The sequence below is a fragment of the Agrobacterium sp. LMR679 genome (assembly GCF_027157905.1).
Taxonomy (GTDB): Bacteria; Pseudomonadota; Alphaproteobacteria; order Rhizobiales; family Rhizobiaceae; genus Agrobacterium; species Agrobacterium leguminum.
The window spans coordinates 2,860,909-2,880,113 of record NZ_JAPVOJ010000002.1 but is presented as its reverse complement, the minus strand read 5'-3'; the positions used below and the strand labels follow the sequence as shown (position 1 = coordinate 2,880,113).

At 60.2% G+C, this 19,205-nt stretch carries 17 protein-coding genes and 1 pseudogene; 9 read left to right on the top strand and 9 right to left on the bottom strand.

Annotation, left to right across the window (positions count from 1 at the left end; translation table 11 throughout):
• Positions 1-164: 164 nt before the first annotated feature.
• The 5 genes from glmS (at position 165) to O3W47_RS24695 (ending at position 3,819) form a co-directional block, all read left to right on the top strand.
• The gene (glmS, locus tag O3W47_RS24715) at positions 165-1,991 is read left to right on the top strand and encodes a glutamine--fructose-6-phosphate transaminase (isomerizing) (RefSeq protein ID WP_269314797.1); all 1,827 of its coding nucleotides are present in this window, start codon (positions 165-167) and stop codon (positions 1,989-1,991) included.
• Positions 1,988-2,491 (top strand): GNAT family N-acetyltransferase, encoded by a 504-nt coding sequence (locus tag O3W47_RS24710; protein WP_269314796.1) that lies wholly within the window; start codon positions 1,988-1,990, stop codon positions 2,489-2,491. Before glmS ends, O3W47_RS24710 begins: the two co-directional genes overlap by 4 nt.
• 13 nt (positions 2,492-2,504) lie before the next feature.
• The gene (locus O3W47_RS24705) at positions 2,505-3,173 is read left to right on the top strand and encodes a DUF502 domain-containing protein (RefSeq protein WP_059760288.1); all 669 of its coding nucleotides are present in this window, start codon (positions 2,505-2,507) and stop codon (positions 3,171-3,173) included.
• A gap of 113 nt (positions 3,174-3,286) precedes the next feature.
• Positions 3,287-3,532 carry a CopG family ribbon-helix-helix protein gene (locus O3W47_RS24700; protein ID WP_137003666.1) on the top strand — a complete coding sequence of 82 codons (246 nt, stop codon included), beginning with the start codon at positions 3,287-3,289 and terminating at the stop codon, positions 3,530-3,532.
• Entirely contained in the window at positions 3,529-3,819 is a 291-nt protein-coding gene (locus tag O3W47_RS24695; protein ID WP_269314795.1) for a type II toxin-antitoxin system RelE/ParE family toxin, read from the top strand. Before O3W47_RS24700 ends, O3W47_RS24695 begins: the two co-directional genes overlap by 4 nt.
• 23 nt (positions 3,820-3,842) lie before the next feature.
• On the opposite strand, the pseudogene O3W47_RS24690 reads toward O3W47_RS24695, so the two are convergent.
• Together O3W47_RS24690 and recG are read right to left on the bottom strand one after the other, a co-directional pair.
• Positions 3,843-4,114, bottom strand: a pseudogene (locus O3W47_RS24690) (hypothetical protein).
• Positions 4,115-4,126: 12 nt separating this feature from the next.
• Positions 4,127-6,232, bottom strand: coding sequence for an ATP-dependent DNA helicase RecG (recG, locus tag O3W47_RS24685; protein WP_269314793.1), 2,106 nt, complete (start codon positions 6,230-6,232; stop codon positions 4,127-4,129).
• Between the two features lie 189 nt (positions 6,233-6,421).
• Here recG and O3W47_RS24680 point away from each other — a divergent pair, with 189 nt between their 5' ends.
• The 3 genes from O3W47_RS24680 (at position 6,422) to O3W47_RS24670 (ending at position 10,977) form a co-directional block, all read left to right on the top strand.
• Positions 6,422-6,733 (top strand): FAD assembly factor SdhE, encoded by a 312-nt coding sequence (locus tag O3W47_RS24680; protein WP_065655165.1) that lies wholly within the window; start codon positions 6,422-6,424, stop codon positions 6,731-6,733.
• A 4-nt stretch (positions 6,734-6,737) separates the two neighbouring features.
• A complete protein-coding gene (gene mfd, locus O3W47_RS24675; RefSeq protein WP_269314792.1) occupies positions 6,738-10,235 on the top strand; it encodes a transcription-repair coupling factor in 3,498 nt (1,165 codons plus the stop codon).
• Between the two features lie 397 nt (positions 10,236-10,632).
• A complete protein-coding gene (locus tag O3W47_RS24670) occupies positions 10,633-10,977 on the top strand; it encodes a hypothetical protein (protein ID WP_013636325.1) in 345 nt (114 codons plus the stop codon).
• Between the two features lie 58 nt (positions 10,978-11,035).
• Here O3W47_RS24670 and O3W47_RS24665 read toward each other — a convergent pair whose 3' ends face one another.
• From O3W47_RS24665 to O3W47_RS24655, 3 genes are read right to left on the bottom strand one after another with little or no spacing between them, the layout of a single operon-like run.
• Positions 11,036-11,968, bottom strand: a complete 933-nt coding sequence (locus tag O3W47_RS24665; RefSeq protein ID WP_125146559.1) for a DMT family transporter — start codon at positions 11,966-11,968, stop codon at positions 11,036-11,038.
• Between the two features lie 51 nt (positions 11,969-12,019).
• Positions 12,020-12,688, bottom strand: coding sequence for a DsbA family oxidoreductase (locus O3W47_RS24660; protein ID WP_269314791.1), 669 nt, complete (start codon positions 12,686-12,688; stop codon positions 12,020-12,022).
• A gap of 45 nt (positions 12,689-12,733) precedes the next feature.
• Entirely contained in the window at positions 12,734-14,581 is a 1,848-nt protein-coding gene (locus O3W47_RS24655; RefSeq protein WP_269314790.1) for an extracellular solute-binding protein, read from the bottom strand.
• A gap of 307 nt (positions 14,582-14,888) precedes the next feature.
• Between O3W47_RS24655 and O3W47_RS24650 the strand changes: the two genes are divergently transcribed.
• Complete coding sequence (locus O3W47_RS24650) at positions 14,889-15,545, top strand: invasion associated locus B family protein (protein WP_003523420.1); 657 nt, start codon at positions 14,889-14,891, stop codon at positions 15,543-15,545.
• A 92-nt stretch (positions 15,546-15,637) separates the two neighbouring features.
• Here the strand turns inward: O3W47_RS24650 and hspQ are convergent, their stop codons facing one another.
• The 4 genes from hspQ to O3W47_RS24630 form a co-directional block, all read right to left on the bottom strand.
• Complete coding sequence (hspQ, locus tag O3W47_RS24645; RefSeq protein WP_003523419.1) at positions 15,638-15,967, bottom strand: heat shock protein HspQ; 330 nt, start codon at positions 15,965-15,967, stop codon at positions 15,638-15,640.
• An 88-nt stretch (positions 15,968-16,055) separates the two neighbouring features.
• Positions 16,056-16,976 (bottom strand): DMT family transporter, encoded by a 921-nt coding sequence (locus O3W47_RS24640; protein WP_269314789.1) that lies wholly within the window; start codon positions 16,974-16,976, stop codon positions 16,056-16,058.
• A gap of 94 nt (positions 16,977-17,070) precedes the next feature.
• Positions 17,071-18,480 (bottom strand): type I glutamate--ammonia ligase, encoded by a 1,410-nt coding sequence (gene glnA / locus O3W47_RS24635; protein ID WP_003523416.1) that lies wholly within the window; start codon positions 18,478-18,480, stop codon positions 17,071-17,073.
• Positions 18,481-18,551: 71 nt separating this feature from the next.
• Complete coding sequence (locus tag O3W47_RS24630; RefSeq protein ID WP_003515720.1) at positions 18,552-18,890, bottom strand: P-II family nitrogen regulator; 339 nt, start codon at positions 18,888-18,890, stop codon at positions 18,552-18,554.
• Between the last annotated feature and the right edge of the window lie 315 nt (positions 18,891-19,205).

Below are 19,205 nucleotides of genomic sequence, written 5' to 3'. Positions count from 1 at the left end.
ATTGCCGATTTCAGGGAAACGATTAAAGCATTTCCAGTAAAAGTGTTCAGCGGTTTTACGTCCGGAAATGCGTCAGAACAAAAAGGTGGAGTATTTTTGCATTTCAGGGAAATGCGAAAATGCTCTGAAAGTTGCGGCGAAGAGATCGCCGTCTGGAGAAATATATGTGCGGAATTGTCGGAATTGTCGGAACCCAGCCCGTTGCTGAACGGCTTGTCGATGCGCTGAAGCGTCTCGAATATCGCGGTTACGATTCGGCGGGTGTCGCCACCATCGACAATGGCGCGATGGACCGTCGCCGGGCGGAAGGAAAGCTCTTCAACCTGGAGAAGAGACTTTCGGAAGAGCCGCTGCCGGGCGTGGTCGGCATCGCTCACACCCGCTGGGCGACCCATGGCGTCCCGAACGAAACCAATGCCCATCCGCATTTCGTCGACGGCGTCGCCGTCGTCCATAATGGCATCATCGAAAACTTCGCAGAACTGCGCGAGGAGCTGACCGCCGGGGGCGCGAGCTTCACCACCCAGACCGATACCGAAGTGGTGGCGCAGCTTCTGGCGAAATATACCCGCGAGGGTCTCGGCCATCGCGAGGCGATGCTGAAGATGCTGAACCGCGTGACGGGCGCCTATGCGCTGGTCGTCATGTTCAAGGACGATCCCGGCACGCTGCTTTCGGCCCGTTCCGGCCCGCCGCTTGCCGTCGGTTACGGCCGGGGCGAAATGTTCCTCGGGTCCGACGCCATCGCGCTGTCGCCCTTCACCAACGAGATCACCTATCTGGTGGATGGCGATTGCGCCATCGTGACCCGGCAGGGTGCGGAAATCATCGATTTCTCCGGCAAACCGGTGAAGCGCGAGCGTCAAATCTCGCAGGCGACGGCCTATGTGGTCGACAAGGGCAACCACCGCCACTTCATGGAAAAGGAAATCTACGAGCAGCCGGAAGTCATTTCCCATGCGCTCAGCCATTACGTGGATTTCGCTTCCAAGACCGTGAAGCAGGCCGACACGGCAATCGACTTCGCCAAGCTTTCCGGCCTTGCCATTTCCGCCTGCGGCACAGCTTATCTCTCCGGCCTGATCGGCAAATACTGGTTCGAGCGTTATGCCCGTCTGCCGGTGGAAATCGATGTCGCCTCGGAATTCCGTTACCGCGAAATCCCGCTCGTTCCCACGCAGGCTGCGCTGTTCATCTCGCAATCCGGCGAAACCGCCGATACGCTGGCGGCCCTGCGTTATTGCCAGCAGGAGGGGCTGAAGATCGGCGCGGTGGTCAATACGCGCAGATCCACCATGGCGCGCGAATCCGATGCGATCTTCCCGATCCTTGCCGGTCCGGAAATCGGCGTCGCCTCCACCAAGGCCTTCACCTGCCAGCTTGCCGTGCTCGCTTCGCTTGCCGTTGCCGCCGGAAAAGCGCGCGGTACGATCACGCCCCAGCAGGAAACCGAACTGGTTCGCCATCTCACCGAGATGCCGCGCATCATGAGCAAGGTTCTCAACAGCATCCAGCCGCAGATCGAAGCGCTGTCGCGCGATCTGTCGCGTTTCAAGGACGTGCTTTATCTCGGCCGCGGCACCAGCTTCCCGCTGGCGCTGGAAGGCGCGCTGAAGCTCAAGGAAATCTCCTATATCCACGCCGAAGGTTATGCCGCCGGTGAGCTGAAGCATGGGCCTATCGCACTGATCGACGAGAACATGCCGGTCATCGTCATCGCGCCGCATGATCGTTTCTTTGAAAAGACCGTTTCGAACATGCAGGAGGTCGCCGCGCGCGGCGGCCGCATCATCTTCATCACCGATGAGAAGGGGGCCGCCGCTTCCAAACTCGACACCATGGCGACGATCACGCTGCCGAATGTCGATGAGCTGATTGCGCCGATGGTCTTCTCGCTGCCGATCCAGCTGCTCGCTTATCACACCGCCGTCTTCATGGGCACGGATGTGGACCAGCCGCGCAATCTGGCGAAATCGGTAACGGTGGAATGATCATCCGGCCTGAGCGGCAGGGCGATGAAGAGGCGATCGGAGCGCTGACGGAAGCGGCGTTCCGGGACATGCCCTTCAGTGACCAGACGGAACATCTGATCGTCGACAGGCTGCGCAAGGCAGGTGCGCTCACCATTTCTCTGGTGGCGGAGGAGGCCGGGGACATCGTTGGCCATGTCGCCTTTTCGCCGGCCACGATTTCCGGCACGGAAGGCCGCTGGTTCGCGCTCGGGCCGATTTCGGTTTCTCCCGAAAGGCAAAGTCAGGGCATCGGGTCGCAGCTGGTGCATGAGGGACTTGCAATGCTGGAACGGCTTGGGGCTGCCGGCTGCGTTCTGGCCGGCAGTCCTGCCTATTACGGCCGGCTCGGATTCGAGCGTTTCGATGGCCTGCACAGTAATGGCATTCCTGACAAATATTTGTTGGCCTTGCGCTTGCATGGTGGAACTCCATCCGGCATTGTCGGTTTTCATCCGGGTTTCGATGGCGACAACGCTTAATTCCGAACGGTAAATGACCGATATTCCTGTCAAAATTTCATTCGCAGCCCGCCTGCGCAATAGTTTCCTCACGGGCGTTCTGATCCTCGCGCCCGTCACCATCACCATGTGGCTGGTGTGGAGTTTCCTGCAATGGGCCGATAGCTGGGTGAAGCCCTATATTCCGGCCCGTTACGATCCCGAGCAATATTTCGATGTGGCTATTCCCGGTTTCGGCCTGCTGATCGCCGTCATCGGCATCACCCTCATCGGTTTTCTCGGCAATAACCTCATCGGCAAATGGATTTTCGGCGTCGGCGAATCCATCCTCAACCGCATGCCGCTGGTGCGGCCGATCTACAAGAGCATCAAGCAGCTGTTCGAATCCGTTCTGAAAGAGCATTCGAACTCCTTCAAGAAGGTCGGCCTGATCGAGTTTCCGTCATCCGGCACTTGGGCGATGGTCTTCGTCGCCTCCGAGGCCAAGGGCGAGCTTGCCCATCGCTTCAACGAAATGGGCCAGCAGATGGTCGCCGTCTTCCTGCCGCCAACTCCGGTGCCGACGGCCGGTTTCCTGCTGTTCGTGCCGAAAGACAAGATCGTGATGCTGGACATGACGCCGGAAGATGCGGCGAAACTGCTGATATCCGGCGGTCTGGTGGCCCCGGATTTCAAGCCGCCGAAGATGATTGCGCCGGTTTGAACGCATTCGCAAGGCGCTAGATTCCTTCCTCCATTCTCACGGAGGGATGTAAAGCAATACGGTTGACGAACCAATGTGGTTCACCAATAATGTGAACCAAGGAGGTTGCGATCATGACTGCATTCACGGTGCGTTTGCCGGACGAGGTTACTGACAAGCTCGATCAGCTTGCTGAGAAGCTTGAACGCTCGCGGTCCTACATGGCGGCGCGGGCGATTGAGGACTTTGTCGCCCGTGAGGAGTGGCAGCTAGCCGAGATCGAGGCCGGTTTGGCGGAAGCGGATCGCGGCGAGTTTGGTACACCCGAAGATCTCGCAAACATTGTCGGAAAATACGTCAAGTCCGCCCGGCCGTCATGAGTGACCGGCGAATTCGTTGGACCTTACGGGCGCTGCGACGGCTCGATGAAATTGGTGTGCATATCGAAAAGGATAATCCAGCGGCTGCGGCACGGGTGATTTCCCGCATTGTCTCGGCCGTTGATATGTTGGTGGAGCAGCCAGCCATGGGGCGGGTCGGACGCATCAGAGGAACACGGGAAGCTGTGTTTCCCGACATTTCCTACATCATTGCCTATCGCGTGGGTGGGGATATCGAAATTTTGACGATCATCCACACATCGCAGCGGTGGCCTTCGGCGCTTTAGCCAACAGTCTCCGGATTTCATAGTCAATCCTCGTCATCCAGATCATCCACTTCCGTGCCGGTGGTTGTCGCGTGGAAAACGGGAACGAAAAGCCGCATATAGACCAGCCGCACGCTCCAGCCTTCTTCCAGCGCCTGGCTCCACGCCTTCTTGCGTCCGGGCTTCTTGAACGCCTTGCCGATCGCCTTTTTTCGCTTTTCGCAAATGTATCGGGTTGCAGGATATTCTGCGGCGAGCACAGTGCATAACCTTTGCGGAAGGCGGGTGGCGGGCGGCGCGGGTCGATCATGTTCATGGGCGTTCACTTTCAGCCGGCGTGCAGGAAGCGGATCGCTTCGTCTCGGCGGTGCAGGTAGAGCAGGGTGCGCAGCGCATTGCCGCGCGGGCCTGTCAGTTCAGGGTCGCGCTCAATGACGTAAGCCGCGTCCTTGCGGGCGATTTCCAGAAGATCGGCGTGGGCCTCGAGGCTGGCGATGCGGAAGCCCGGTGTGCCGGACTGGCGGGTGCCGAGCAGCTCGCCTTCACCGCGCAGCTTCAAATCCTCCTCGGCGATCAGGAAGCCATCCTCGCTGTCGCGCAGGATGGAGAGCCGGGCGCGGCCGTTTTCGCTGAGCGGGCCTTTATAGAGCAGGATGCAGGTGGAAGCCTCGTCGCCGCGCCCCACACGGCCGCGCAGCTGGTGAAGCTGGGCGAGGCCGAAACGCTCGGCATGTTCGATGACCATGATCGTTGCATCCGGTACGTCGACGCCGACTTCCACCACGGTCGTTGCCACCAGCAGCCGGGTTTCGCCGTTCTTGAAGGCGAGCATGGCGGCGTCCTTCTCCGGGCCGCTCATACGCCCGTGGATCAGGCCGATATTGACGCCGAGCATCTGCGAGAGAACCGCATGCCGCTCCTCCGCCGACATCAGGTCGGATTCTTCCGTTTCCTCCACCAGCGGGCAGATCCAGTAAGCCTTCTTGCCTTCCTTCAGTGCTGCGCGCAGCCGCTCGACAATATCGCCGATCCGTTCGGTGGGGATCGTGACCGTCTGGATAGGTTTGCGGCCGGCCGGCTTTTCGGTGAGCTTGGAGACATCCATGTCGCCGAAGGCGGCCAGAACCAGCGTGCGCGGAATGGGTGTGGCGGTCATGACCAGCATATGCGGCGTGATGCCCTTGGCGGTGAGGCGCAGGCGCTGGTGCACCCCGAAACGGTGCTGTTCGTCGACCACCGCAAGCACGAGGTTTTTATAGCTGACGCTGTCCTGAAAAAGCGCATGGGTGCCGATGACGATCCGCGCTTCGCCGGAGGCCACGCGTTCCTCGATCTCGCGGCGCTCCTTGCCCTTGGTGCGGCCGGTCAGCACTTCAACGGTGATTCCCGCTGCCTGAGCGAGTTTGGATATGGTGGCGTAGTGCTGGCGGGCAAGAATTTCGGTCGGGGCCATCAGCACCGCCTGTCCGCCGGCCTCCACTGCCGTTGCCATGGCCATCAGCGCCACCAGCGTCTTGCCCGCGCCGACATCGCCCTGCAGCAACCGCAACATGCGGTCTTCGCCGGCCATGTCGGTCAGGATATCCTTCACGGCGGCGCTCTGGCTTGCCGTCAGCGAGAAGGGCAGCTGCGACAGGATTTTGGCGGCGACATCACCCTTGGCGCGGATCGGCTGGCCCGCCACCTTGCGCAGCCGCTGGCGCACCAGCGCCAGTGATAATTGCCCGGCGAGGAATTCGTCATAGGCGAGCCGCCTGCGCGCCGGGGCCTGCGGCTCGATATCGGCGCTGTCGCGCGGGTCATGCAGCTCGCGGAAGCTTGAGGCGACATCGCCGAAGCCATGCCTCGTCTTCAGCGTCTCATCGATCCATTCCGGAAAGACCGGCAGTTTCGACAGCCCGCCTTCGATGGCGCGGCGCAGCACCTTGGGCGATAGTCCGGCGGTCATGGGATAGACCGCTTCCACCAAAGGCAGGTTTTCCGCCTCGGAAAGCTTCACCATGAAATCCGGATGCACCATGGAGGCACGGCCGTTGAACCAGTCCACCTTGCCGCTGACGAGAACCTCTTCATCGACGGGCAGGGCCTTGGACAGCCAGTCGCCCTTGGCGCGGAAGAAGGTCAGCGCCAGTTCGCCGGTCTCGTCATGCAGGAAGACACGATAGGGCGCGTTGCGGTTTCCCGGTGGCGGCGGCTGGTGGCGGTCGACGCGTCCCTGAATGGTGACAATGGCGCCGGGGCTGGCCAGCGCAATGCCGGGACGGTTGCGGCGGTCGATGACGTTGGACGGCGCGTGGAAGAGGAGATCGATCACGCGGGTGTCGTCGGCGCTTTCCCGGCTCAAAAGCTTGGCCAGAAGATCGGCGAGCTTCGGCCCCACACCGGCAAGGGTGGAGACGGAGGCAAACAGCGGATCGAGAATGGCCGGGCGCATGGGTCAACAAAATCAGGGAAGGGGGCGGCTTATGCAAGACTTCGCTGGTCACAAAGGCGGGTTATCACCGGCAGATTTTCACTGCCGTGGCATTATTTCGATAAAAACCGGTTCCCAAGCGTTCGCCTCCTGTTCTATAGGAGGTCGCAGTCAACATCCTGTTGAATAGCCAACCGAAAGGTGAATGCGATGACTGGACTGGTGCGCACGAGTGCCGACCTCGATCCGAGACGCCGGCGGATTCTTTACCGCTGCTGGCACCGGGGCATTCGCGAGATGGATCTGGTGCTCGGGCAATTCGCGGAAGACAATATTGCCGGGCTTTCCGATGATCAGCTCGACGAGCTGGAAGTCATCATGGCGGAAGAGGATAACGACCTGGTCAAGATGGTGACCGGCGCCCTTGCCATACCGGAAAAATTCCAGACCCCGCTGTTTGAGAAGATCGCCTCCTACCGTCCCGATTTCGATCTCGTCACCACTGACACCCTGAAAGCGTGAGAATATGATAGCCGGATTCGATGCAAAGCTGGTGTCGTCGGCCGATACGCCGCTGACCATCGGAAACGTGCCTTCCGGCATGGAAGCTCTTTTGCTTGCCGATATGGCGCGGGCCGGCACGTCGGTCGCCTATGTGATGTCGGATGGCCAGAGGGTCGCCGATCTCGAACAGATTCTCGGTTTCGTCGCACCTGATATTCCGGTGATGACGCTGCCCGCCTGGGACTGCCTGCCCTATGACCGCGTGTCACCGAGCGCTGACACTTCGGCGCGCCGGCTGGCGGCGCTCTCCGGTCTCATCGCCCATGCGAAGAAACCGCATCCGGCCATCGTGCTGGTCACCGTCAACGCCATGCTGCAGAAGATGGCGCCGCGCGACATTATCGAAAGCCTCGGCTTTTCGGCCCGCCCCGGCAACCAGATCCGCATGGAAGAGATTGCCGCGCGGCTGGAGCGCAACGGTTTCGACCGGGTGGCGACGGTGCGCGAAGTGGGTGAATTCGCCGTGCGCGGCGGTATTCTCGATGTCTTCGTGCCGGGCACGGAAGAGCCGGTGCGGCTCGATTTCTTCGGCGATACGCTGGAAAGCATCCGCACCTTCGATCCGGCCAGCCAGCGCACCATCGGCCAGGCACGCTCGCTCGATCTGAACCCGATGAGCGAAGTGACGCTGACGCCGGATACGATCAGCCGTTTCCGCAAGAATTACCTGTCGCTGTTCGGCGCGGCGACGCGTGACGATGCACTTTATCAGGCCGTCTCCGAAGGTCGCCGTTATGCCGGCATGGAACACTGGCTGCCGCTGTTTTACGAGCAGCTGGAGACCGCCTTCGATTATCTGAAGGATTTCCGCATCGTCACCGATCACACGGCGCGGGAGGCGGCGAAAGAGCGCTCCAAGCTGGTGCTCGATTATTACGATGCGCGCCGCAGTTCCGGCGAAACCAAGGGCTCGACGCAGGGAGCGCCCTACAAGCCGGTTTCGCCCGGCCAGCTCTATCTCGATGGAAAGAGCTTCGATGCCGCGCTCGCTGCCGTCAATGCGGTGCGTCTGACGCCTTTCAACGAGCAGGACAGCGAAGGCCGCCCGGTCGCCACGCTTGACGCCCATGTCGGGCCGCGCTGGGCGCGCCCGCCAACCGAGGGTGAGAGCGAAGAACGGGTCAATGTTTTCGATCTGGCGGTGAAGCACATTGCCGAGCGCCGCGCCAGGGGCTGGAAGGTGCTGATCACCGGCTGGTCGGAAGGTTCGCTCGACCGGCTGTTGCAGGTGCTGAACGAGCACGGGCTTGAGAAGATCAAGCCGGTTACCTCGCTGAAAGAGGTGGAGAAGCTCGGCAAGGGCGAGGCGGCCTCGGCGGTTCTCAGCCTTGAGGCGGGTTTCGAAACCGGAATGCTGGCCGTTATCGGCGAGCAGGATATTCTCGGCGACCGCATGGTGCGCCGCTCCAAGCGCCGCAAGCGCGGCGCGGATTTCATCTCGGAAGTGGCGGGGCTGGATGAGGGCTCGCTGGTCGTCCATGCCGAACATGGCATCGGCCGCTTCGTCGGCCTCCGGACCATCGAGGCGGCGGGTGCGCCGCGCGCCTGTCTCGAACTGCATTATGCCGATGACGCCAAGCTGTTCCTGCCGGTTGAAAACATCGATCTTCTGTCCCGTTACGGTTCGGATGCGGCGGAAGCGCAGCTGGACAAGCTTGGCGGCGGCGCATGGCAGATGCGCAAGGCCAAGCTCAAGAAGCGCCTGCTGGATATGGCCGACGAGCTTATCCGCATTGCAGCCGCGCGTCTGGTGCGCCATGCGCCGGTGCTGACTGCGCCGGATGGGCTTTACGACGAATTCGCCGCCCGTTTCCCCTATGATGAGACGGAAGATCAGCTGAACGCGATTGAGTTCATCCGCGAGGATCTCGGCGCCGGCCGGCCGATGGATCGGCTCATCTGCGGCGATGTCGGTTTCGGCAAGACCGAGGTGGCGTTGCGCGCCGCGTTCCTTGCCGCCATGAACGGCGTGCAGGTGGCGGTGGTGGTTCCGACCACGCTGCTTTCCCGCCAGCATTTCCGCACCTTCTCGGAACGTTTCCGTGGGTTGCCGATCCGGGTGCAGCAGGCTTCGCGCCTCGTGGGCTCCAAGGAACTGACGCTTACGAAAAAGGAAGTGGCGGACGGCAAGACGGATATCGTCGTTGGTACCCATGCGCTGCTCGGCGCGGGCATCAGCTTCGCCAATCTCGGCCTGCTGATCATCGATGAAGAGCAGCATTTCGGGGTGAAGCACAAGGAGCGCCTGAAGGAGCTGAAGAGCGACGTGCATGTGCTGACGCTCTCTGCGACGCCCATTCCGCGCACCTTGCAGCTTGCCATGACAGGCGTGCGCGAACTATCGCTCATCACCACGCCGCCTGTCGATCGCATGGCGGTGCGCACCTTCATCTCGCCGTTCGATCCGCTGGTGATCCGCGAAACGCTGATGCGCGAACATTATCGTGGCGGCCAGAGCTTCTATGTCTGCCCGCGCCTTGCCGATCTCGCCGATATTCACGCCTTCCTCCAATCGGATGTACCGGAGTTGAAGGTTGCGGTGGCGCACGGCCAGATGCCGGCGGGCGAACTCGAAGACATCATGAACGCCTTTTATGACGGCAAATATGATGTGCTGCTGTCGACCACCATCGTCGAATCTGGTCTCGACGTGCCGACCGCCAATACGCTGATCGTGCACCGCGCCGACATGTTCGGCCTCGCGCAGCTTTACCAGCTGCGCGGCCGTGTCGGACGCTCCAAGGTGCGCGCCTTCGCGCTTTTCACCCTGCCGGTCAACAAGGTGCTGACGACGATGGCGGAGCGGCGGCTGAAAGTGCTGCAATCGCTCGACACGCTGGGTGCCGGCTTCCAGCTTGCGAGCCACGACCTCGATATTCGCGGCGCGGGCAATCTGCTCGGCGAGGAACAGTCCGGCCATATCAAGGAAGTCGGCTTCGAGCTTTACCAGCAGATGCTGGAAGAGGCGGTTGCCGAAGTGAAGGGCGACGAGCAGGTGCAGGATAGCGGCTGGTCGCCGCAAATCTCTGTCGGCACGTCTGTCATGATCCCGGAGGATTATGTTCCCGATCTGCATCTGCGCATGGGTCTTTACCGCCGTCTCGGCGAGCTTGCGGATATCAGCGAGATCGATGGTTTCGGTGCGGAAATGATCGACCGTTTCGGCCCGCTGCCGAAAGAGGTGCAGCATCTCCTCAAGATCGTCTACATCAAGTCGCTCTGCCGCACCGCCAATGTCGAGAAGGTGGATGCCGGGCCGAAGGGCGTGGTCGTGCAGTTCCGCAACAAGGAATTCCCCAACCCGGCGGCGCTTGTGGGATATATCGGCAAGCAGGGTTCCATGGCGAAAATCCGCCCCGATCACAGCCTGTTCCTCAACCGCGATCTGCCGACGCCGGAAAAGCGGCTGGCGGGTGCGGCGATGATCATGACGCAGCTGGCGGAACTGGCGCGGTCGTAGATTTGAGCTTTCGGGGTTGTCCATTTGGACGTGGGCCGAAGGTGGGTGGGACTTTACCCCCCTCTGCCCTGCCGGGCATCTCCCCCTCAAGGGGGAGATCGATATGCGGCGAGGTTTCGACTATCTCAACGGTCGAGGATGAAGCGGCGAGAGATCGTCCTGTCGATCTCCCCCTTGAGGGGAGATGCCCGGCAGGGCAGAGGGGGTAAAGCCCCACCCACCCTCGGCCTGCTAACAAATGGCCAACCCTCGAAAAACCCAACCCGTAAGCCTCCGTGAAAAATTACCACGATGTAACGAAACGGACATGCGCCGGTAGTCTTCACCGGCGTAGTCTCAGCTCCATACCCGGTGCGGCGGATCGGTAGATGCCGCCGGGTGATGAAGGAGCAGGACGATGTGGACCAATATCAACAGGTTTGCCACCGCTGGTCTGGTTGCCTTGACAATTGCGGGCACCACAATTGCCACCACCAGTCAGGCGGAAGCGCGCAATAATTTCGGCCGCGGCCTTGCCGCCGGCATTGCCGGCACGATCATAGGCGGAGCGCTGATTGCGGGTGCAAGACATCCCGGCTACGCTTATGGCCCCGCATATTACGCGCCCGCCTACGGTCCACCCGTTTATGCTGCACCGGCCTACGGCCCGCCGGTTGTTTACCAGCCGGTCTATCCGCGCTGCCACGTGGCGTGGAGGCAGAACGCCTGGGGCGATATGTATCGGGTCAGGGTTTGTGATTGATCGAATGCCATGCCGGCGACGCGAATACGCGTTGCCGGTTCTTCGCATTCGTCAGGCTTCAGCGCCCGTCTTCCGGCGTGATGCCGACGGCCACGTTCTGATCGGTGGCGGCGATCGAAGCGGGCAGCGGCACTTTTCTCTGTTTCTCGCGGATCAGCGTCAACAGGCCGGAGCCGACGATGAGGGCGATACCGACCAGCATCCATCCGTCGATACGGTCGCCGAAAATCAGGTAACCGAACAGGATGGCCCAGAGCATCTGGCTATATTGCGTCGGTCCGATCATGGCGGCGGGCGCATATTGGGCGGCGTACATGACCAGTACGTTGCCAAGCGCGCCGAGCAGGCCGTATCCCGCCAGCAGCAGCCATTGCTCGCCGGCCGGCATGACAAAAGTCGGCACCATGGCGATGCCGCTTATGGTGAGACAGCCGAGCACACCGGCCCCATAAAGCGAGACGTTCTTTTCCGACGGTCCCATGGCGCGGAAGATGACGATGCTGAGCGCACCGCTGAAGCCGCCGATGATGGCGCCGAGATGGCCGACGCCCAGTTCGCGGAATCCCGGCCGCAGGATGACCAGCACGCCGAGGAAACCGATGATGACGGCCGACCAGCGCTTGATGCCAACCTGTTCCTTCAGGAACACCACCGACATGATGGTGACGAAGGAAGGGAGCAGGAAGATCAGCGCGAAGGCTTCCGCCATGGAAAGATGGGTGAAGGCGGTCACGCTGCCGACTGCGCCGGTGCCGGCTGCAAAAAAGCGGATGATCCACAAAGGGCGGTTCGTCGTTCTGACGATATCTACCCAGCGGTCGTTGCGTTTGCGGATGAAGGGCAGGGCGGCAAAGCCGAAAAGGGCGCCGAAGAAGGCCGATTCGATCGGTGAAATCTGGCCTTCTATGAGTTTAACGCTTGCATCGCTCCAGGCGTAGGCAGCGAAGGCGGCAAAGGCGAGCAGAATGCCTTTCAGGGTCTGGTCGGACACGGAAACACCGGCGAAAAGTCGAGTTGATGAAAACCGCCGGCGGTTTGACCGTCAGTTCATCGATCTATGCTCGTCCGCCTTGATTTTTGCAATATCCCGCAATGCAGCAATCAATACATCCGGCGTTTGTGCACCGCTTATGGCGTATTTCTGGTCGATGATGAAGAAGGGCACGCCGGCGACGCCCATTTGCTGCGCCGCATCAATTTCGGCAACGACCGTATCCTTGTCGGCGTCCGAGGCCAGAAGCCGCGCCACGACCTTGGCGTCCATGCCGGATTTTTCGGCCACATCGGTCAGCACCGCGTGATCGCCGATGTTGCGCCCTTCCTCGAAATTGGCCTTGAACAGTGCGGTGACAACCTTTTCCTGAATGTCGCGGCCTTCGGAATGCGCCCAGAGAGACAGTCGATGAGCGTCGAGCGTGTTCGGGCCGATCTTGATTGCATCGAAATCGTAATTGATGCCCACTTCCCTGCCGAGCTGCACCAGCGTGGCATGCGCCTGTTCCAGGCGTTCCTTGCCGAGCTTTTCCTCAAGGGCGGCTTTCTGGTCGACGCCTTCAGGCGGATAATCGGGATTGAGGCGGTAAGGACGCCAGTTCACGTCGACGCTGATTTCGTCCTGCACCTCGGCAATGGCGAGATCGAGCCTTGCCTTGCCGAGATAACACCACGGGCAGACCATATCCGATACGACGTCGATAACGATGCGTTCCATGGTTTTATCTTCCCTTTTCTCTGCCGGGGATGGGTGCGGTGCGGTTTATTGCGCCCGCGCATCCCACCAGGTCTGTTTCTGATTGCCGGATATCGGCGTCATATCCGGGCGGTCGATATATTTCCAGCGGGCCACCCACTGCGCGCCGATGTAATAGAGCGGAATGACATAGTGGCCGGCAACGAGAAGGCGGTCGTAACCGCGCACCGCCGCCTGAAAATCCTCCGTCGACCTTGCCTGCAGCAAGGCCTCGATCATGCGGTCTATATCGGGATTTGCAGCGCCCGCATAGTTGAAGCTGCCCTGCGCATCCCGCGAGAGCGAACTCCAGCGGTTGAGCTGTTCCATCCCCGGTGAGAGCGAGGAGGGCAGGGAGCGGATGATCATATCATAGTCGAAGCTGTTAGAGCGGGCCTGATATTGTCCGTCATCGACCGAGCGGATGCCCATGGCGACGCCGATCAGGTTGAGCGAACGCTGATAGGCAAGCGCGATGCGCTCCTGCGCCGGGTTCTGGGTCATGATTTCGAAGGCAAGCTGACGGCCGTTGGCGTCGGACATTCTGCCGTTCTTGATGCTGTAGCCAGCCTCTTTCAGCTTGTCGACGGCCATTTTCAGAACCTTGCGGTCCGCGCCGGTGCTATCGGTGGTCGGCATGGCATAGGTTCCCGCGAGCAGTTCCGGCGGCATGGTTTTCGCCGCGTCGCCAAGCAGGGCAAGCTCGCGCTCGTCTGCGGCATTGCCATAGGCGCCGAGCGGGGAGTTCTGCCAATAACTCTGCGTGCGCTTGAAGGAGCCGCCGAGGATGTTCTTGTTCATCCATTCGAAATCGAGCGCATAGGACAGGCCCTCACGCACCTTTTCGTCGGCGAAGACGGCGCGGCGGGTGTTGAAAACGAGGCCGAACATGCCGGTGGGCAGGCGCGGCTGGAAGACGTCCTTGACGATATCGCCGCGATGGACGGCCGGGAAATTGTAAGCCTGTCCCCAGTGGGAGGTATCGGAGGTGCCGTTGATGGCGTCGCCTTCAGGATAAATGTCGATATCGCCCTTCTTGAAGGCCTCGAACATGGTGGTGACCTGAAGGAAATAGGTGACGCTGATCTCGTCGTAATTGTCGAAGCCGACCTTGCCCGGAGTATCCTTGCCCCAATAATCCGGGTTCCGCTCCCAGATGATTCGTTCGCCCGGCCGCAGGGTTTTGATTCGGTATGGACCCGAGCCGACGACCGGGCCGAGGCCCGCCTGCTCGAATTTTTCCGGATCGATCGCATGTTTCGGGAGGATCGGGGTGGAGGAGGCGAGAATGAGCGGCGTTTCGCGGTTCGCCTTGTCATTGAAGGTGAAACGCACGCTGCGATCGCCGATCTTTTCCAGCTTCGCCACGCCGTCCAGACGGGTGTTGAAGGGCGGGCGGCCTTTTTCCTTCAGGAGGTTGAAGGTGAAGATGACGTCATCTGCGGTCACCGGCTCGCCGTCGGACCATTTTGCCTTCGGGTTGAGGTTGAACTGGACGAAGCTGCGTTCCTCATCCCACTCCGCGGTTTCGGCCAGCAGGCCGTAAAGGCTGAAAGGCTCGTCGCTGGAGCGCAGCATCAGCGGTTCGTAGAGAAGATTGCCGAATTCCGGGTCCCAGACACCGCGTGCGGTGGTGCGCATTCCCTTGAGAACGAAGGGATTGAGGCTGTCGAAGGTGCCGACGACGCCATAGGAGATGCGGCCGCCTTTCTTCACGTCGGGATTGACGTAAGGGAGGTGGCGGAAATCTGCCGGCAGGGCGGGGGTGCCATGCATGGAAATGCCGTGAAGCGGCTGTGCCAGGGCGGTTCCGGCGGGAAGCAGGGATGATCCCAGAAGGAACAATGCGGGGATGAGGGCCGCAAGGTTGCGCATGTCACTATCCTGTCTCAACGGTCAGTCCGATATGTGGACCTGACCGGTTTATCGTCATGATTCTGGCAGATATGTAGCACACGGACATTGCATGACCCATGCAACGGCGGGAAATCTTGGGTCAGCTCAAGAAAAAGTTAAAGAAGTGCTGGATATCGCCGCGATCGGCATGTAACAGGGGGACCGGAAGAGACGGGTCACGCATTTGCCTCATTTAAACGACAGTTGAACGGGCAGAAGGATACCGCCATCGGCGAACAGGATCTTGCGGTTCTGTTCTGGCAGACATTCAGGAGACGGAACTCTTATGATGCACAAGGCAAACACATTCACCCGGACGGCTCTGTCCGCTCTGGTCCTTTCTCTCGGCGCAATGTCCGCTCCGGCCATCTCGCAGGCGCAGGATGCTGCGCCCGCCGCTCAGGGCGCCGGCGCTCCGCCGCTCGGCTGGTTCAAGACCTGCTCCAAGCAGGAAGACAACGATGTCTGCGTCGTGCAGAACGTGGTTCTTGCCCAGAACGGCCAGATGATCACCGCTGTCGGCCTCATCACCGTTGAAGGCAAGGTCAACCGCAAGCTGCTGCAGGTCTCCGTTCCGACCGCGCGTCTCGTTCCTCCGGGCGTGATGATGCAGATCGACGGTGGCAAGGGCCAGAAGCTCGATTACGCCGTTTGCCTTCCCGACAAGTGCACGGCCGAAGTGCCGCTGACGGACGCCATGATCGCTTCCCTGAAGAAGGGTAGCGAGGTGGTCTTCACCTCCATCAACTTCCGCCGCGCGCCGAACCCCATCAAGATCGCGCTCTCCGGCTTCACCGGCGCTTATGACGGCCCGGCGATCACCCAGTCGCAGCTTGCCGAAAGCCAGCGCAGCCTGCAGGAAGGCATGCAGAAGAAGGCTGAAGAGGCCCGCAAGAAGCTGGAAGCCGCACAGGACGCTGCCAAGGGCGCGCCGAAGCCCTGATTACAGCGCAAGCTCCAAAAACACGAAAACCGGTCTGGCGACAGACCGGTTTTTTTATGCCCCTGGGAGGGAGGGAAGAAATTTGGCGGGCGTCAATGCGCCGTTGACATTTTCGGGCGCCATTCGCCGTTCGGCGCCTTGTCGAAGATGCGGCCGATATTGGGATTTCGGAGCGGCGTCTCGTTTTCGTCGTGGACGAGGTTCTGTTCAGAAACATAGGCGACATATTCCGTCTCCTCGTTTTCGGCCAGAAGATGATAGAAGGGCTGGTCGCGATCCGGCCTGATTTCCGCAGGGATGGCGTTCCACCATTCCTCGGTATTGGCATATTCCGGGTCCACGTCGATCACCACACCGCGGAACGGAAACACCTTGTGGCGGACGATTTCGCCAAGCGTGAATTTTGCGTTTCTTTGTTTCATGGCATGTACTTCCTTTCCCACTAATAGTTGGGGGCGGAATGCGAAATATCAAGGGCTAGGGGTATCCCGCCCAATTGCCGTTCTTCGCTCAGGTCCTTCGGCCGATTGGCGCGGTGGCGATGACCACACCGCCGGTGACCAGCACGATGCCGATGGCGTGATAGGTCTCGAAGCTCTCCCCAAGGAAAAACGTTGCCATGATGATCGAGACCGGCGGCATCATATAAAGCGTGATGCCGGCTGTGGCCGGGCCGAAAACGCGCACTGTATGGGTGAAGCAATAAAAGGCCAGCAGCGAGGCGAAGAGGATGATGCCACCGATCTTCGCCCAGGCCATCGGCGTGGCCGGCAACATTCCGCCCTGCGCCAGTTCGAGCGCCGCCGGCGGCAGCAGCACCAGCGCGCCTGACAGCGCAATCAGGCCGAAGAGGCTGAAGGAGGCCATCTGCCGGGCTGCCGGGTCGCGCAGCAGCAGCGAATAGACCGCAAAGGCGATGGCTGCCGTCAATATGGCGAAATCGCCGATGTTGAAATTCATGTGCCAGAGAGCGGACATATCGCCCTTGAGCACGATGGCCGCCACGCCGGCAAAGGCGATGACCATGCCCGCGACTTCGAGCTTTCTGATGCGGCGGCCCTGGAAGACGCGCTGGAACAGGATGATGAACAGCGACGATGTCGTGTAGATCAGCGTGCCGTTGGCGGCCGTCGTCATGGTCAGCCCCCAATAGACCACGCCGCCACAGATGCCCATGCCGAGAATGCCGAGAACGAGCCACAGCAGCGTTTTGTGGCGCAGGAACGCCAGGCAGTTGCGCCAGTCGGCGATCATGAAGGGTGCGATGATGAGGGTCGAGCCGATCCAGCGGATGAAGGCGGCGATGAAAGGCGAGACTTCGCCGACGACGCCGCGGCCGAAAATGACGTTGCTGGAGAAAAAGAACGGCACAGCCAGAAAGATGAGCCAGTCCGTAAGGCGGGTTTGCTGAGAGGCTGGCTTGTTCGACATTTTTCGCGATATGGCTGGGCTTCAAAGAAAACGGCGGCCTCCGGAGAGGCCGCCAGACTGGAGTGGACACCCTGCAGAGCGTCCGGATTACGACTTAGGCCGAGTAGTACATGTCGAATTCGACCGGATGCGGGGTCATTTCGAAACGCATGACTTCCTGCATCTTCAGCTCGATGAACGAGTCGATCTGGTCGTCGTCGAATACGCCGCCGGCGGTCAGGAACTTGCGATCCTTGTCGAGGCTTTCCAGCGCTTCGCGCAGCGAACCGCAGACGGTCGGGATCTTCTTCAGTTCCTTGGCGGGAAGGTCGTAAAGGTCCTTGTCCATCGGCTTGCCGGGGTGGATCTTGTTCTTGATGCCGTCAAGGCCGGCCATCAGCATGGCCGCAAAACCGAGATAGGGGTTCTGGGTCGGATCCGGGAAGCGGACTTCGACGCGCTTTGCCTTCGGGTTGGAGCCGAAGGGAATACGGCAGGAGGCGGAACGGTTGCGCGCGGAGTAGGCGAGCAGAACCGGCGCTTCATAACCCGGCACCAGACGCTTGTAGGAGTTGGTGGTGGGGTTGGTGAAGGCGTTGATCGCCTTGGCGTGCTTGATGATGCCGCCGATGTAATAGAGGCAGGTCTCGGAGAGGCCGGCATATTCGTCGCCAGCGAAGGTCGGCTTGCCGCCCTTCCAGATCGACTGGTGAACGTGCATGCCCGAGCCGTTGTCGCCGAAGATCGGCTTCGGCATGAAGGTTGCCGTCTTGCCATAGGCATTGGCGACCTGGTGCACGACGTACTTGTAGATCTGCATCTTGTCGGCGCTGGAGACCAGCGTGTCGAACTTCACGCCCAGCTCGTGCTGTGCGGCAGCCACTTCGTGGTGGTGCTTTTCGACGACCACGCCCATTTCGGCCAGAACCGTCAGCATTTCAGAGCGCATGTCCTGCAGGCTGTCGATCGGCGGAACCGGGAAATAACCGCCCTTGACGCGCGGACGGTGGCCGAGGTTGCCGGTTTCGTAATCCGTGTCGTCGTTGGACGGCAGTTCAGACGAATCCAGCTTGAAGCCGGTGTTGTAGGGATCGGCCTTGTACTTCACGTCGTCGAAGACGAAGAATTCCGGCTCGGGGCCGACGAAAACGGTGTCGCCGATACCGGATGCCTTGAGATAGGCTTCGGCCTTCTTGGCGGTGCCGCGCGGGTCGCGGTTATAGGCTTCGCCCGAGACCGGGTCGAGAATGTCGCAAAGGACGACCAGGGTGGACTGGGCGAAGAACGGGTCGATGTGGGCGGTAGCCGGATCGGGCATCAGCACCATGTCGGACTCGTTGATGGCCTTCCAGCCGGCGATCGAGGAGCCGTCGAACATGACGCCATCGGCGAACATGTCTTCGTCCACACAGACAACATCCATGGTGACGTGCTGCAGCTTGCCCTTGGGGTCGGTAAAGCGCAGGTCCACGAACTTGATGTCGTTATCCTTGATCTGCTTCAAGATATCGTTTGCGGTCGTCATTTAAACGTTTTCCTTGAGTGTGATGATGACGAGGTGAAAACCCAAGCCTCCCCGGCTCGGGACGTTCTTGATTATATGGCGTCCACGCCTGTTTCACCGGTACGGATGCGGATGACTTCCTCGACATTGGAAACGAAAATCTTTCCGTCGCCGATACGTCCTGTCTGCGCCGCATTGCGGATCGCCTCGATGACGGCTTCCGCATTCTCATCCGCCAATACGACTTCGACTTTCACTTTCGGCAAAAAGTCCACGACGTACTCCGCTCCGCGGTAGAGTTCCGTGTGGCCCTTCTGACGACCAAAGCCTTTTGCTTCCGTGACCGTGATTCCCTGAAGTCCGACTTCCTGAAGGGCTTCCTTCACTTCATCGAGCTTGAAAGGCTTAATGATCGCTTCGATCTTTTTCATGAGAAAATATCTCTCCGCTTCTCCCGTTAAAGCAGGTAACTCCCGCTCTGCCACAAGAATGCACGTATTGTGCCAGATCGGAAGCGGGCTTGAAGAAAAAACTTCGATCCCCCGGCTTTCCGACACAAAATGCATTCGCTTTTTGCGCTTTTCCAGCCAATTTCTCGCGGAAACCCGAAAAATCCATCAGCATTTCTGTGAATTTGTATTATTTTAGTTTTTTTGAATATTTGGAAAAGCGCGAGCGGAGCAATGGCTGTTTGTTTATATTTTATGCATTTGTCTATTATTTAGACATGGCTATTTGCTTATTTT